The organism is Acidisoma sp. (assembly GCF_035492295.1).
Classification (GTDB): Bacteria; Pseudomonadota; Alphaproteobacteria; order Acetobacterales; family Acetobacteraceae; genus Acidisoma.
Map to the genome: position 1 here is coordinate 1 of NZ_DATJJK010000049.1, position 13,950 is coordinate 13,950.

Genomic DNA, 13,950 nt, shown 5'->3' on the forward strand with positions numbered 1-13,950 from the left:
GAAGGAAGAGACCATGGCGATGCCGCCCGCGAAAGCCTCGGTCATGGCGAGGCGAAGGACGGCCGAGGCATCCATGGGATCGGCGATGCGCGACTGCAATTGGGCGCAAAGACGGATGGCCGCCTCTTCGGCGGAGGTGAAAGGCGTAGCGGGAGTGGAATTCATCTCGATCAGGCCCTCAATCAGGAGGCTAGGCCCCTAAAGAGGAGGATTTTTCTTCGGAATACAATATCAGTGCCGATAATAGTAAAATCCTTCCCCTGGTCGGCTGTCGGATAAAAAAACACTGCTCCAAGGAGGCATTTCGAAGAATGCATAGCTACCGGCTTTCCATGCGGAATTCTCCAAGCCAGTTCGATTGACGCCAGCCGAAACAAAAGCGCCCCGCCCGTGAGGGCGAGGCGCTTGCTCTGTTCCAGCGGAACGAGGCTCAGTCGGCGGCAGGATCGATCCAGCCGATATGCCCGTCCTGTCGGCGATAGACGACATTGAACTGCCCGGTCACGGCATTGCGGAACATGACGACCGACTGGTCGGCGAGATCCATGCGCATCACCGCCTCGCCCACAGTGAGGCGCGCAATGACGGCCGGATTCTCGGCGACGACGGTCGCGAAGTGACTGCCGATGCTGCCGTTCACCGGACGCACCACCTCTGCCGCGCTCGACGCCGGTTCCTCGTCGTCCTGCTGCTGAAGGATATAGTGCTGCGCGGGCTCGAAGCTTTCCGGTGTGTCGCGCTGCGCCATGTCCCGCGCATGCTCGTTCACGCGGCGCCGGTAACGCCTGAGCCGCTTCGCGATGTGCTCTGCCGCATCGTCGAGGGCCGCATTGGCGTCGGCCGCTTCGCCCTCACCCCGCAGGGTCAGGCCACGCCCCGCATGCATATTGATGTCACAAGTGAAGAAGCTTCGCGCTCGACTGAAGGTAACGTGCGCTTCGAGAGCGTCCCCGAAATATTTTCGGGAGATGGTCTCAAGCATCGTCGCCACGCGATGTCGGAGCGCATCGGAAAGATCGAGTTGCTTACCGGAGACCGTTATTTGCATCTTACCTCCAGATGTTTCCCCTGTGGGAGGCGCGTCCGCGGGTTTGCGGACCAGGGGGCCGCCTTCCAAAGACTGGGCCCGCCAAACTCTCTGTCAATGTACGCTGGTCAGGCCGCGGTCTTCTCCCTCTTCCGCTGCATGGAGCTTGGGATTTGCAGCGTCTCTCGATATTTGGCCACGGTTCGCCGGGCAATGTCCACGCCCTCCTTGCGCAGGGCGGCTACGATGGCATCGTCTGACAGAATGTCGTCCGGCCGTTCCGCGCCGATCATCGCCCGAATACGATGGCGAATTGCCTCGGCACTGAAGGTCGCACCTCCCATTCCTGCAATCGCGGTGGTGAAGAAGAATTTAAGTTCGAAAACCCCGCGCGGCGTCGCGATCGATTTATTGGCCGTGACCCGGCTGATGGTGCTTTCATGCATCTCCACCGCGTCCGCCACGTCGCGCAGCGTGAGCGGGCGCATATGCGCAACACCGTGCCGCAGAAAGCCTTCCTGCTGACGCACCACTTCCCCCGTCACCTTCAGGATCGTCTGGGCGCGCTGGCGCAACGACTTCACGAGCCAGTTCGCAGTCTGCAACTGCTCGGACAGGAAGACGCGATCCTCGCGTGAAGTGCGGGTCGAGACGCGGGCGTGAAAACTCTGATTGACCAGCAACCGCGGCAGCGTCTCGCTGTTCAGTTCGATATGCCAGCTGCCGTCCGGCAGGCCGCGCAGCAGCACGTCGGGCACCAGCGGCTGCATGGGGCCGATTTCGTGGTGCGCGCCCGGCTTGGGGTCGAGACGGCGGATCTCCGCGACCATATCCGCTACGTCCTCGGCATCGACGCCACAGAGCACGGACAGGCGCTTGAGGTCGCGCCGCGCGAGAAGCTCCAGATTGTCGAGCATGATCGCCATGGCCGGATCGAGACGGTTCTGTTCGGCCAATTGAGCGGCCAGGCACTCGCGCAGCGTGCGCGCGAAGATTCCGACCGGGTCGAAACGCATCATCCGGGCTCGCACCGCTTCGAGATGGGCGAGATCGACGTTGAGGGCGGCGGCGATCGCCGCCGGCTCCGCCGTGATGCGCCCCGCGCCATCAAGAAGGGCGATGAGATGCGCCCCGATCAACTGGTCGGCCGGATCCGCGAAGCCGAGGCGCAACTGCTGGGCGAGATGGTCACGCAGACTGACCGGACTTTCGGCGAGATCGTCGATGCCCGGACCGTCACCATCGAAGGCATGGCTGCCGCCCCGGCCGATGCCGGTGTAGAGCATCCCCGAAAGGCCTCCATCCGCGACGCCGCCAGCGTCGTAGGTATTGGAGAGATCGGCGTCGAGCGGCGCCTCGGCCGCGCTCGGCAGGCTTTCCGAGGTAACCTGGGCATGGCTGTCCACGGGCTCCAGGACGCTCGGCCGCTGATCCTGGGCCGGGGCCTCGGCCGACGGCGTCTCTGGCCGTTCGTCCCGCTCAAGGAGTGGATTCCGGTCCAACTCCTCCTGCACGAAGCTGGACAATTCCAGGTTGGAGTAATGCAGGAGTTTGATGGCCTGCCGCAGCTGCGGGGTCATCACGAGGGATTGTGACTGGCGAAGCACCAGTCTTGGCCCGATTTTTGCTCCTATTGACATCGGCGCTACCTTAGCAGCATCCCGCCGATGCAAAAGTGGCTACAAGCTAAAACGGTCGCCCAAATAGACGCGACGCACGCCTTCATGGCTCACCACTTCGGAGGGGCGTCCCTCCATCAGCACCTGCCCGTCATGCATGATGTAGGCGCGATCGATAATCTCGAGTGTTTCCCGGACGTTATGGTCCGTGATCAGCACACCGATGCCGCGATGCTTGAGATGAGAGACGAGATCGCGGATCTCGCCGACGGCGATGGGATCGATGCCGGCGAGCGGCTCGTCGAGCAGGATATAGCCAGGGCGGCTCGCTAGAGCACGCGCGATTTCGAGCCGTCGCCGCTCGCCGCCCGAAAGCGCGAGTGAGGGGGTACGGCGAAGGTGCGAAATGCCGAATTCCTGAAGAAGCCCATCCAGCATCGACTGCTGCTTGTCGGGATCGGTCTCGGTGATTTCGATCACCGCTTTGATGTTCTGCTCGACATTGAGGCCGCGAAAGATGCTCGCCTCCTGCGGCAGATAGCCGATGCCGAGACGCGCCCGGCGATACATCGGGAGCGCTGTGATCGGATTGCCGTCGAGTGTGATCTCGCCGCTGTCGGGGCGGACGAGGCCCATGATCATATAGAAGGTCGTGGTCTTGCCGGCACCGTTGGGCCCGAGCAGCCCCACCGCCTCACCGCGCTTCACGGTGATGGAAACGTCCCGCACGACCGGGCGTTGCTTGAAGGTCTTGCCGAGACCGCGGGCGACGAGGCCGTTGCCGGCTTTGGGCTGTGCCCGCGCGGCATCCGCCATCGCGATGGGCTTCTCACTGGCTTGCATCGTCAGAGCCTCAATGCGCCGCTTGTCGAGCGGCCGGGGCAGTCGGGGCCGCGCCCACCGCCTGACTGGCCTGGTTAGGGATGATCAGACCCTTGACCTGCGCATCGCCCGTGGAAAGCAAGCGGGCGATACCGGTCTTCATATTGACCAGCGCCTCGTCGCCCGCCAGCACGTTCTGGCCGCGCGTAATCCGCACGTTGCCGGCAATGCGGGCGATGCCGAGGCCCGGATCATAAACCGCGCGATCGCCCTGGACGATCTCGGTCGCCGTCATGACCACGACATGACCGATGGCATCCACGCGTTTGAGCTTGCCCGAAGGGTCATTCGCCCCCTGCGTTCCGGAGGTGGCAGGCGCGGTCTTGAGTGCGACGTCAGTCCTGGCACCGGCGGTGGCCTGGCCGCCCGATGCGGGCGCGTCGGCATCGGTATAGGCGACGAGCACGTCGGCCGCGATCCGGCGCCCGGTATCGGTCACGAGCACGGCATTCCCGCGCGCGACCGCCATGTGCTGGTTCGACCAGTATTCGAGCGAGTCCCGCGCGGTCACCACATAGCGCGGCGTGGTGAGCTTGAGGTCATGCCCGGTCAACACCAGAACGCCCTGGTCCATGTCGTAGGCCCCGTGGTCGCCCCAGGCCTGATCGGTCGGCGTGAAGATATGGACGTTGCCCAGCGCCTCGAGCAGATAGATTTCGTTATTGCCCTCAAGCCCGCCGGACTGATCGGCCGGCGCGGCGGTGCTGCCTTGGCTCTGAGTCGGCGCGGCGGCGGTGCCGCCCTTCTTGCGGTAATGGGCGATGAGTTGATTGGCGGTAACGGTGACATTCCCGCGCACCGCTTTCGCGTCCTGATCGGCGATGACTTCCTGGCTCTTCTGCCGCCATTCGATCCCCCCCTCGGACGTGACGGTCACGGGGCCGCCATGGTTGAGGTCGATCGCCTGAGCGCTGGCGGGTGCGGCCCCACCCATGACGGTCCAGACAAGGCCAAGCAGCCCAACGCCACAGGGCGCCCATGCGCGACGGGCGCGCGAAACCTTACTCGTCATGGACCGGTCAGCCTGCTCTACCTGGGAATCGGACGTCGCGTGGTCGCTCATGGACTCCCGTCTAGCACAAGCTTGGCCGGGCCCGTGAAGTGCAGCCGGCTGCCGTGATCGGTGATCGCGAAACCTTGCGCGTCGAGCGTGCCGAAAGGCCCATCCGCATTGACCTTTTCATGGCCGGAGGCCGTGGCCTGCTTCAGGTTGATGGCGGCCTTGGAGGTGCGGACGGTGGTGCCGTCATCACGGTAGAGCACCACGTGGTTGCTGAGATCGAGATGCTGGGCCTTGGCGTGATAGAGCCCGTCCAGGGACTGCACCATGAGCCAGGTGCCGCTCTTCAGGGTCATGTCCCCGGCAGGCTGGGTGAGCACGACCGTATCGGCGTCGGTCTGCACCGCTTTCGCCGCGGTCATCGTGTAGGGCCGGCCGGTATCGTCGAGCCCCTCGTAATGGGCCTTGAGCATGCTGCCCTGGTCGGTGCCATCCGCGCCGGTCGCCAGATGATAGGACACGCGGGCGGGATTGTGCTGGCTGACCAGCTCCGGCCAAAGCATGACCATGCTGAGCAGCATGAGGGCGGCCAGTGGCAGCAGGCGCTTCATCCACGTGACGAGGCGGCGCCGACGCTTCAGGGCACCCGCCGACGGCATCTTCCGTCCGCGCCAGATTCGGCGCGCCGTCCCCTGCACATCCTCGAGCTGAGGCTGACGCAGAAGCTGCAGGCGATCAGGAATGGCGCTCATTCAACCCCCTTGCCCCGACAGGACGCGATGAATGCTTCGGGACTGGTGCTTTGGCGATCCGCGCAACAGCGGACCTAGTCCCCCGGGACCCGGGATCGACAGCTCCGCAAGGATAACTTTCCACCGCGCGGAACTCATCACATTTCTTGGCGGTGTGTTTCACTATCCGGCCTTTATACTCATCCAAAAAAGGCAGTCACATGGCAAATTCGTAACCCCGCCACAGCAAGTGCACCGAGCGATAGCGGCATTCATCAAATATATCAATTACTTGCACTATTGAGGCCGAACGGCCGTCCGGTAATTGCTGCATTGCGTCAACCCCCTATCAGAAACCCGCCCCGCTCTCTGGTCCTGTTCGGGGCTGGGGCGCATGCTGCGACCAAGAATTCGACCTTGCCGGGGCGCTATGCCGACGCCTGATCCATCCCAAGCCTCGCCTCGGCGAATCCGTACCATCGCCCTCATCGTGGCGACCGCGCTCTTCATGGAGCAGCTCGATTCGACGGTGCTCGCGACAGCACTTCCCAGCATGGCCCGGAGCTTCGGCGTCCGGCCGCTCCATATGAGCATCGCGTTGACCTCCTATCTGCTCAGCCTTGCGGTCTTCATTCCGGCCAGCGGCGTCATGGCCGACCGCTTCGGCACCCGCCGTGTCTTTAACGCGGCGATCGGGCTTTTCACCCTCGGCTCCGTCCTCTGTTCCCAAACCGACAGCCTGCCGCTTCTGGTGGCCGCCCGTCTCATCCAGGGTATGGGCGGCGCCATGATGGTGCCGGTCGGCCGCATCATCCTTCTCCGCAGCGTGCCCAAGGCAGAGCTTGTCTCCGCCATGGCCTGGTTCCTGGTGCCGGCCCTGATCGGCCCGGTCCTCGGCCCGCCGCTTGGTGGCTTCATCACCACCTATCTCTCCTGGCGATGGATCTTCTTCATCAACATTCCGATCGGCATTCTCGGCGGCTTGCTGGCCACAATGCTGATTCCGGATATTCGCGCCGATCAACGCACGCCCTTCGACCTGCCGGGCTTCGCGCTTTCCGGTGCCGCGCTCGCCTGTCTGACCTTCGGCTTCACGTTGCTCAGTCGCGGGTCACAGAATGGTGATGCGCTTCTCCTGCTGCTCGTGGGAGTGGTGACCGGCGCCGCCTATGTTTTCTATGCGCGGCAGCGCTCGAACGCGATTCTCGACCTTCGGCTCATGCGTGTGCAGACCTTCCGGGTCTCGACGGTGGCGGGTTCGCTCTCCCGCATTACCTGGGGGGCAGTACCCTTCCTTCTGCCCATGATGATGCAGCTTGGCTTCGGCATGACGGCCGCGGCCTCGGGCGCCATCACGTTCATGAGTGCCGCCGGGGCGATGCTGATGAAAGCCTTCGCCGCCCCCATCCTGCGGCGCTTCGGGTTCCGCCGGGTGTTGATCTGGAACCAGCTGCTCGCGACACTCTGTATCGCCGCCTGCGCAACCTTCACGCCCGGCTGGCCGCGCTTCGCGCTCTTCGCCGTATTGCTGGCGGGCGGTTTCTTTCAGTCCTTGCAGTTCACCGCCTATAATACCATCGCTTATGCCGATCTCCGACCCGACCGGATGAGTGCCGCCACCAGCTTCTACACCGTCTTCCAGCAGCTGATGCTCTCGATGGGCATCTGCGTCGCCGCCGGGGCGCTGGCGGCCTCCGCTCATCTCTTCGGCCGCCACTCGCCCGACGTCACGGACTTCCGCATCGCTTTCTTGGTCGTAAGTTCGGCCTCTTTGCTCTGCGGGCCGCTCTGCGCCAAGCTTCAACCGGGCGCCGGTGCCGAGATGAGCGGCCATCATCATCGCCGAGAAGCGGCGAAGGCGTAACGGCAAGGCCGGCGGTCGCAGACCGGCCGCCACAACAAGTTCAAACAGCTTTCGGGAGAGTCCGATGCTCGACACCGTGAAAACGCTTCCCCTCAAGGATCCCTCGCTGTTGCGGCGGGCCAATCTGCTCGATGGTCAGTGGGTCCAGGCCGATAGCGGCGATACCATCACCGTCACCAATCCCGCGAACGGCGCCGTGATCGGCGAGGTCCCGGCCATGGGAACAGCCGAGACCCGCCGCGCGATCGAGGCGGCGGCTGTGGCGCAGAAGAAATGGGCCAAGATGCTTGCCAAGGAGCGCAGCGCGATCCTCAGGAAGCTCTTCAACCTGATGATGGAGAACCAGGAGGATCTCGCCGTCATCATGACGGCCGAGCAAGGCAAACCGCTGGCAGAGAGCCGAGGCGAGATCGCCTATGCCGCGAGCTTCATCGAATGGTTCGCGGAGGAGGCCAAGCGCATCTATGGCGACGTCATCCCGGAGCCGATGGCGGGTCGCCGCATCCTCGTGACGAAGGAGCCGATCGGCGTCTTTGCGGCGATCACGCCGTGGAATTTCCCGGCCGCCATGATTACGCGCAAGGCGGCTCCCGGCTGGGCCGCGGGCTGCGCCGGGGTCATCCGCCCCGCCACAGAAACGCCCTTCTCGGCGCTCGCCCTCGGCGTGCTTGCTGAACGCGCGGGCCTGCCCGCTGGCGTCTGCAATGTGTTGACCGGCCCCGGGCGGGTGATGGGGGCGGAGCTGACCTCTAACCCGCTGGTGCGCAAACTCTCCTTCACCGGCAGCACGGAAGTGGGCGCCCAGCTCCTCGCGCAATGCGCGCCGACCATCAAGAAGACCAGCATGGAGCTGGGCGGCAATGCGCCCTTCATCGTTTTCGAGGATGCCGATCTCGATGCCGCCGTACAAGGCGCCATCGTCTCCAAATACCGCAATACCGGGCAGACCTGCGTCTGCGCGAATCGCCTGCTGGTCCAGGACAGTATCTTCGATGCCTTCGCCGAGAAGCTGAAGGCCGCAGTAGAGGCGCTGAAGGTCGCCGACGGGATGGAGGATGGCGCGACACAGGGACCACTCATCAACAAGGCGGCGGTCGACAAGGTCCAGGAACACATCGCCGATGCTATCTCACGTGGCGCGCGCATCGTGACGGGCGGCAAGCCGCACAGCCTGGGCGGCAATTTCTTCGAGCCCACGATTCTCGCCGATGTGCCGCACGAGGCCAAGATCTTTGCTGAAGAAACCTTCGGCCCCGTGGCGCCCCTCTTCCGTTTCAAGACCGAGGAGGAGGCGATCGCACTGGCGAACGATACCGAATTCGGCCTCGCCTCCTATTTCTATGCGCGCGACGTTGGCCGCATCTTCCGCGTTTCGAGCGCGCTCGAATACGGCATGGTGGGTGTCAACGAAGGCATCATCAGCACGGAGGTAGCGCCCTTCGGCGGTGTAAAATCATCCGGCCTCGGTCGCGAAGGCAGCAAATACGGCATCGAGGACTATATCGAGATCAAATATATTGCGCTTGGTGGCCTCGCCCGTTGATGATCGCATGATTGACGAGGCAGGCTCCCCTCTCGGAGCCTGCCTTTGAGCGAAATGGTAGCCGGCTAGGAAGCCCCCGCACAGAACGGGGCGCCAGGAGGACAGCATGCCGCAAGAAGCCACGATCGACCCTCAAGGGGTTGGCAACCAACGATGGGCGCGCCTGATTCCGGTCGCCATGATCGTCTACATCATTTCCTTCATGGACCGGACGAACATCTCCTACGCCTTCGCGGGGATCGGCCATGATTTCCACGTCACCAAAGCGGACCAAGGTCTGGCCGCGGGCATTTTCTTCGTCGGCTACGTGCTTCTGCAAATCCCCGGCGGCTGGCTCGCCGAACACTGGTCGGCGCGCAAGTTCGTCGCCGTCATGATCATCTTCTGGGGAATCATGGCGCTCGCCTGCGGGCTCGTGCAAAACTTCACCCAGCTCATCATCGTGCGCTTCTTCCTGGGCGTCGCCGAAGGCGGCATCTGGCCGGCCATCCTGGTGTTGATCAGCCATTGGTTCCCGGTGCAGGAACGCGCCCGCGCCTATGCTTTCTGGATGGCCAATCTCGCCATCTCCTCCATCATCACCCAGCCGCTTTCTGGCTGGATCGTCTCAGTCTCGGACTGGCGGACGCTGTTCTTTGTTGAAGGGGCACTGCCCTTCATCATTGCACTCCCGCTCTGGCTCGCCTTCATCAAGGACAGCCCGCGGGATGCCGCCTGGTGTTCGCCGGGCGAGCGCGACTATATCGAGCGCTCAATCGCGCAGGACAGGGCCAATGAGCCGCCCCATGCCGGATTTCGGGACGTGTTCACCAATGGCACGATCTGGAAATTCGTCGGCGTCTATTTCCTCATTCAGGTCGGCTTCTATGGGCTCAATATGTGGCTGCCGACCTTGCTCAAAACCCTGACGCATCGGGGCTTCGGCACCGTCGGTCTGATCGCGGCGCTGCCCTATCTGACGGCGATCGTGCTGCTCTATGCCAATGGCTGGATGGCGGACCGGAACCGGCGCTACGCGTTCCACGTCTTCCTGGCGACCGCAACCGCCGCGGTCAGCCTCGCGATTTCGGTCTTCGTCGCACCGGCAAGCATCGTGCTCTCGGTCGCTTTCATCTGTCTCGCGATCGGCGGGGCACTTGCCTATGACGGACCCTTCTGGGCCGCGGCCTCCCGCGTGTTGCCGGTGGCGCTGGCCGGGGGTGCCATGGGCCTCATCAACGCTCTGGGCAACCTGGGCGGCTATTTCGGACCGTATCTCGGTGGCTATCTGCAGGACCGGACGGGAAGTTTCGTGGCGACGGCGATGCTTTTCGCCGGGGCTTTGCTGCTCTCGGGCCTTCTGGTCCTGACCATTCGTCTGCGCGAGGCGCCGCGGGGCGACGTCGTCGCAGACACGACGGCATGGCGCGGACAGGGCCACGCAGACTGAGTCTATGCGGAAAGGCCACGGTCCCTGGTCGGGGCTGTGGTCCGGCTAGAAACGCGCAGCCGGGGACGCAGGCGGCCGAAGGCAGCGATCAGACGATTGCTCCCGGATTTGGGCCAGTCTAAGCTCTTGGTGGTATTGTGGCCAAAGCCGAGTGGATGCTCCAATTCGGCCTGCGCACGACGCCATGTCGGTTGCGCATGTGACCTTTCTGTCGCGCATGCCCCTGCGTTGGATCAGATCGGAGCCCTCGGGATGAATTGGCGTACTCTCGACCTCAATCTACTCACCGTCTTCAACGCCGTTGGGCAAGAGCGCAGTGCGACCCGCGCTGCAGCCAAGCTCAACATGACCCAGCCAGCCATTAGCCACGCGCTGACACGGCTTCGAGGCTCCTTGCACGATGAGCTGTTCGTCCGCAGTCCCGACGGAATGGAGCCTACTCCCTATGCCGAGCGTTTGATCGGCCCGGTTCGCAATGCGTTGGAAAGCCTGCGCGCTGCTCTCGACAACGCCGCAGACTTTGTACCGGCCACGGCGGACCGCAGCTTTGTTGTCGCTGTCGACAACCGCTCGGCCATTGTCCTTGCGGCGCCGCTCATCGCGGCGGTCGCCGCCGAAGCCCCGTCCGTCGCGCTCGACCTTCGCCCGAGTGGAACGCTCGATCTCGCAGAGCAGTTGGATCGTGGAACGCTGGACATGGCGATTGGGGGTCTGGCAGCTCCGGCCGAACGATTCTCAGATCGCCGGTTGTTCGAGGAGGGCTTTGCTGCCCTGGTTCGGCGCGGTCATCCGGCGGCGGTCGATGGCGCCGTCGACTTGGAAGCCCTCGGGCACTATCCTCATCTCGTCCTGTCCTCGACACGGGAGGAATCGGATTTCGTCGATGCTGAGCTGTCCAGACATGGGCTTCATCGCCGTATCGCCGTGAGAGCGCCCCTTCTCGCGGCCATAGCGTCTCTCGCGCAATCGGACATGATTGCGATCATCAGCGAATTGAGTGCGCGCGAGTTGTCGCGGAACGCCCCTGTGGAAGCAGTACGGCTGTCGTTTCAAACCCCTCGTCTCGTGACCGCCATGCTCTGGCACCGGAGGCTCGAGGGTGTAGGCGCTCATCAATGGCTCAGGGCGACCGTACAGCGCGTCGCACGCGCGCTCTAGCGGGGCACTGCCTCCAAACCCGAGCCAGGTGCGGTCATCGGTTCGGCATAAGCCACCGAATTACGTGTTTCAGTCTCGATCGTTTCGGAGATGATTTTGCGTAGATGACCACTGCCACACGCGGCATCGGTGGTATCTCCTGTATCACCGTCAAACCGGTCCAACACTAAAGCCAAACCGTGCACATCATTGCGTGGCCAGCCTAGCGAAGAACGCAACAGGCCGCAGCAAAACCGGCCCACGTAAGACTGTCATGGCAGTGCTGGAGCATACTGATATGAACACTGTGCATTTGGCTCATGCTCAAAGTCTTTGAATCATGAACCAAGGCGGCTATACTGTCGAATAGGAATATCGAGATGATTGCTGTCTTTTGTGCGGGCGTCGCTGATCCCTCATTACTCGGGTGATCTAGCGCGGGTGCCAGGCCGTCGTTCGTATGTCAGGCCCGAAAGGTACCCGGATTTGGCTTAGCCCTTGATCTCAAGAGTGGTCCAAATGACAAGACTCGAAAAAGTTCTCGGATCGATTTTTCTGCTCGCCGTCCTCTGCGGAGTGGCCGCAGGCGGCTTTTTCTTCGGTGGCTTCTTCAGTGTTGCCGCGAGTGATCCGGATCCGTCCATCGTCAATTGGGCACTGATACATGTGCGCGAGGCGTCCATCGCGCGACATGCCGTCGATCAACCTCCGGCATCGCTTGACGATCCGGCCATCATACGTGCGGGCGCGCAGGCTTATCTTCGTAGCGGTTGCGTGTATTGCCACGGTGGTCCGGGACTTAAGCCGGCTCCGTTTTCGGAAGGCCTAAATCCTGCTCCAAATCTCAAGAAGGTCGTCAAGGGGCTCACCCCGCAGGAGCTGTTCTGGGTGGTCAAGAACGGCATCAAGATGACCGGCATGCCGAGCTTTGGCTCGGAAACGCCGCCCGTGCCTGACCACGATCTTTGGGCCATAGCAGCCTTCCTGAAGAAGCTTCCCGGCGTCTCCAGCGAGGAGTTCAAGGCCTGGAGTGCGCCCCAGCCCTGAGCACACCCCGAACGATCGAGATGACGCTGTCAAAACAAAACAGGGCGGCACAGTAGAGCGCCAGATTTCGCTGGCCGGCCCATCGGCGGCTTGGGGTGTCTCGGCTTCAATGCATCACGCGAGCCCGTGTCGCCCATACCGCCGCCCTTGCCTGCTATGAGCATCCTGACCGGCATATCGACATGAAGCATATGCATTGGTTTACGTTGCAGTCCTGTATTTTGCTTGTGCCAACGAACAAGGGCCACCTGCACACCAACCTGCAGGTCTTTTGTTTACGCTGGAAGGAGTATCACATGAGCAAATCATCCCGTCGAAATATTCTGGCTTTTGGGGTAGGGGCCGGTGTAGCCGGGCTCGCCGCCCCGGCCCTGGCAGCGACGTTCGGCAACCCCGATGAGCCGCCCCAGGGTATTATGAACACCAAGGGCAACCCGCGCAGCGCCTTTGACCCAGGGCCGCAGAATCCTGCGCTGAGCCGCCAATTTCCGGGAACGTTCACGCCGCCCGCAACGGATGTCGGAAGTCTCCCGGAGTTTTGGGCTTCCTTCAACAACGCGCCACGGCGTGTTCAAGCGGGCGGCTGGGCCCGCCAGGTCACGCAAGCGGACTTCCAGGTCTCTACTGAAATCTCTGGTGTAAACATGCGCCTCGATGCAGGAGGCATCCGGGAGTTGCATTGGCACCAAGCCGCTGAGTGGGCCTTCATGACCTACGGCAACGCCCGTGTTACCTGTCTCGACCCATCAGGTCGGGCGTACGTCGCCGACGTCAAGGAAGGCGACCTTTGGTATTTCCCGGCCGGATATCCGCATTCGCTCCAAGGCCTTGGCCCCGACGGATGTGAGTTCATCATTGCGTTCGATAATGGGATGGCGTCGGAATACAATACGCTCCTCGTTACCGATTGGCTGACCCATACGCCTCCGGATGTCCTGGCGGCCAACTTTGGTGTTCCTGCCGAAACATTCAGCAAGATGTTCACACACGATCTCTGGATTTTTCAGGGAGAAGTGCCCGGCCCGCTTGCGGCCGATCAAGCGGCCGTCAAAAATCCGAAAGGACCGCCGCCGAACCCCTTCACATATTCCCTGGGAAGCGGCCCGATCACACGCCAGACCAAGGGTGGCTTTGTCCAAATCGCCGATAGCCATAATTTCAAGGCATCGACAACTGTCGCCGCGGCATTGGTCACGGTGCATCCCGGCGGGGTGCGGGAGATGCATTGGCATCCGAATGCCGACGAATGGCAGTACTATGTCAAAGGATCAGCCCAGATGACCGTGTTCAACACTGGCCCGAATGCAGTCACGAACAACTTCCAGGCCGGTGACATTGGCTATGTCAAACGAAACTTCGGCCATTACGTCAAGAATGTAGGCAATACTGATCTCGTCTTCCTGGCGATATTCAAAACCGACACTTATCAGAATCTAGCACTGTCCGACTGGCTCACCCATACGCCACCCGCGCTGGTTGAGGCCCACTTCAATCTCTCCGCCCAGGACATTGCCAAGTTTCCGAACAACATCCCGGACGTAATGCCGCGCTAAGATATCCCGGCCGACGGCGATCCGGATGCTGCTTTCACCTTTCACGCCCAAACGAGGCGAAGGTTTAGAAGGCGGCATCCGACTAAACCGCCCTCAAGGTCGCGGACACAATTCGCTA

11 protein-coding genes are annotated in these 13,950 nt (G+C 62.5%); 6 read left to right on the plus strand and 5 right to left on the minus strand.

Annotation, left to right across the window (positions count from 1 at the left end):
* Window positions 1-430 precede the first annotated feature (430 nt).
* The 5 genes from hpf to lptC form a co-directional block, all read right to left on the minus strand.
* Window positions 431-1,048 carry a ribosome hibernation-promoting factor, HPF/YfiA family gene (gene hpf / locus VL752_RS03455; protein ID WP_325352345.1) on the minus strand — a complete coding sequence of 206 codons (618 nt, stop codon included), beginning with the start codon at window positions 1,046-1,048 and terminating at the stop codon, window positions 431-433.
* A 107-nt stretch (window positions 1,049-1,155) separates the two neighbouring features.
* Window positions 1,156-2,667: an RNA polymerase factor sigma-54 gene (gene rpoN / locus VL752_RS03460; RefSeq protein WP_325352346.1), complete on the minus strand. Its 1,512-nt coding sequence runs from the start codon at window positions 2,665-2,667 to the stop codon at window positions 1,156-1,158.
* Window positions 2,668-2,706: 39 nt separating this feature from the next.
* Window positions 2,707-3,462 carry an LPS export ABC transporter ATP-binding protein gene (lptB, locus tag VL752_RS03465; RefSeq protein WP_325352355.1) on the minus strand — a complete coding sequence of 252 codons (756 nt, stop codon included), beginning with the start codon at window positions 3,460-3,462 and terminating at the stop codon, window positions 2,707-2,709.
* 37 nt (window positions 3,463-3,499) lie between these two features.
* Complete coding sequence (locus tag VL752_RS03470) at window positions 3,500-4,540, minus strand: LptA/OstA family protein (protein WP_325352347.1); 1,041 nt, start codon at window positions 4,538-4,540, stop codon at window positions 3,500-3,502.
* A gap of 47 nt (window positions 4,541-4,587) precedes the next feature.
* Window positions 4,588-5,280, minus strand: a complete 693-nt coding sequence (lptC, locus tag VL752_RS03475; RefSeq protein WP_325352348.1) for an LPS export ABC transporter periplasmic protein LptC — start codon at window positions 5,278-5,280, stop codon at window positions 4,588-4,590.
* A 409-nt stretch (window positions 5,281-5,689) separates the two neighbouring features.
* On the opposite strand from lptC, the gene VL752_RS03480 reads away from it, so the two are divergent.
* The 6 genes from VL752_RS03480 to VL752_RS03505 all read left to right on the plus strand — a co-directional run bounded on the left by VL752_RS03480 (window position 5,690) and on the right by VL752_RS03505 (window position 13,832).
* Window positions 5,690-7,123, plus strand: a complete 1,434-nt coding sequence (locus tag VL752_RS03480) for an MFS transporter (RefSeq protein WP_325352349.1) — start codon at window positions 5,690-5,692, stop codon at window positions 7,121-7,123.
* A gap of 64 nt (window positions 7,124-7,187) precedes the next feature.
* Window positions 7,188-8,666, plus strand: coding sequence for an NAD-dependent succinate-semialdehyde dehydrogenase (locus VL752_RS03485; RefSeq protein ID WP_325352350.1), 1,479 nt, complete (start codon window positions 7,188-7,190; stop codon window positions 8,664-8,666).
* A gap of 106 nt (window positions 8,667-8,772) precedes the next feature.
* Window positions 8,773-10,095, plus strand: a complete 1,323-nt coding sequence (locus VL752_RS03490) for an MFS transporter (RefSeq protein WP_325352351.1) — start codon at window positions 8,773-8,775, stop codon at window positions 10,093-10,095.
* Window positions 10,096-10,323: 228 nt separating this feature from the next.
* Window positions 10,324-11,253: a LysR family transcriptional regulator gene (locus VL752_RS03495; protein WP_325352352.1), complete on the plus strand. Its 930-nt coding sequence runs from the start codon at window positions 10,324-10,326 to the stop codon at window positions 11,251-11,253.
* Window positions 11,254-11,751: 498 nt separating this feature from the next.
* Window positions 11,752-12,279, plus strand: coding sequence for a c-type cytochrome (locus VL752_RS03500; RefSeq protein ID WP_325352353.1), 528 nt, complete (start codon window positions 11,752-11,754; stop codon window positions 12,277-12,279).
* Between the two features lie 182 nt (window positions 12,280-12,461).
* A complete protein-coding gene (locus VL752_RS03505) occupies window positions 12,462-13,832 on the plus strand; it encodes a cupin domain-containing protein (protein ID WP_325352354.1) in 1,371 nt (456 codons plus the stop codon).
* Window positions 13,833-13,950: the final 118 nt, after the last annotated feature.

What these genes read in the sequence shown, in the direction of transcription:
- hpf (WP_325352345.1), bottom strand. Translation starts at nt 1,048, where the DNA reads ATGCAAATAACGGTCTCCGGTAAGCAACTCGATCTTTCCGATGCGCTC.
- rpoN (WP_325352346.1), bottom strand. Translation starts at nt 2,667, where the DNA reads ATGTCAATAGGAGCAAAAATCGGGCCAAGACTGGTGCTTCGCCAGTCA.
- lptB (WP_325352355.1), bottom strand. Translation starts at nt 3,462, where the DNA reads ATGGCGGATGCCGCGCGGGCACAGCCCAAAGCCGGCAACGGCCTCGTC.
- VL752_RS03470 (WP_325352347.1), bottom strand. Translation starts at nt 4,540, where the DNA reads ATGACGAGTAAGGTTTCGCGCGCCCGTCGCGCATGGGCGCCCTGTGGC.
- lptC (WP_325352348.1), bottom strand. Translation starts at nt 5,280, where the DNA reads ATGAGCGCCATTCCTGATCGCCTGCAGCTTCTGCGTCAGCCTCAGCTC.
- VL752_RS03480 (WP_325352349.1), top strand. Translation starts at nt 5,690, where the DNA reads ATGCCGACGCCTGATCCATCCCAAGCCTCGCCTCGGCGAATCCGTACC.
- VL752_RS03485 (WP_325352350.1), top strand. Translation starts at nt 7,188, where the DNA reads ATGCTCGACACCGTGAAAACGCTTCCCCTCAAGGATCCCTCGCTGTTG.
- VL752_RS03490 (WP_325352351.1), top strand. Translation starts at nt 8,773, where the DNA reads ATGCCGCAAGAAGCCACGATCGACCCTCAAGGGGTTGGCAACCAACGA.
- VL752_RS03500 (WP_325352353.1), top strand. Translation starts at nt 11,752, where the DNA reads ATGACAAGACTCGAAAAAGTTCTCGGATCGATTTTTCTGCTCGCCGTC.
- VL752_RS03505 (WP_325352354.1), top strand. Translation starts at nt 12,462, where the DNA reads ATGAAGCATATGCATTGGTTTACGTTGCAGTCCTGTATTTTGCTTGTG.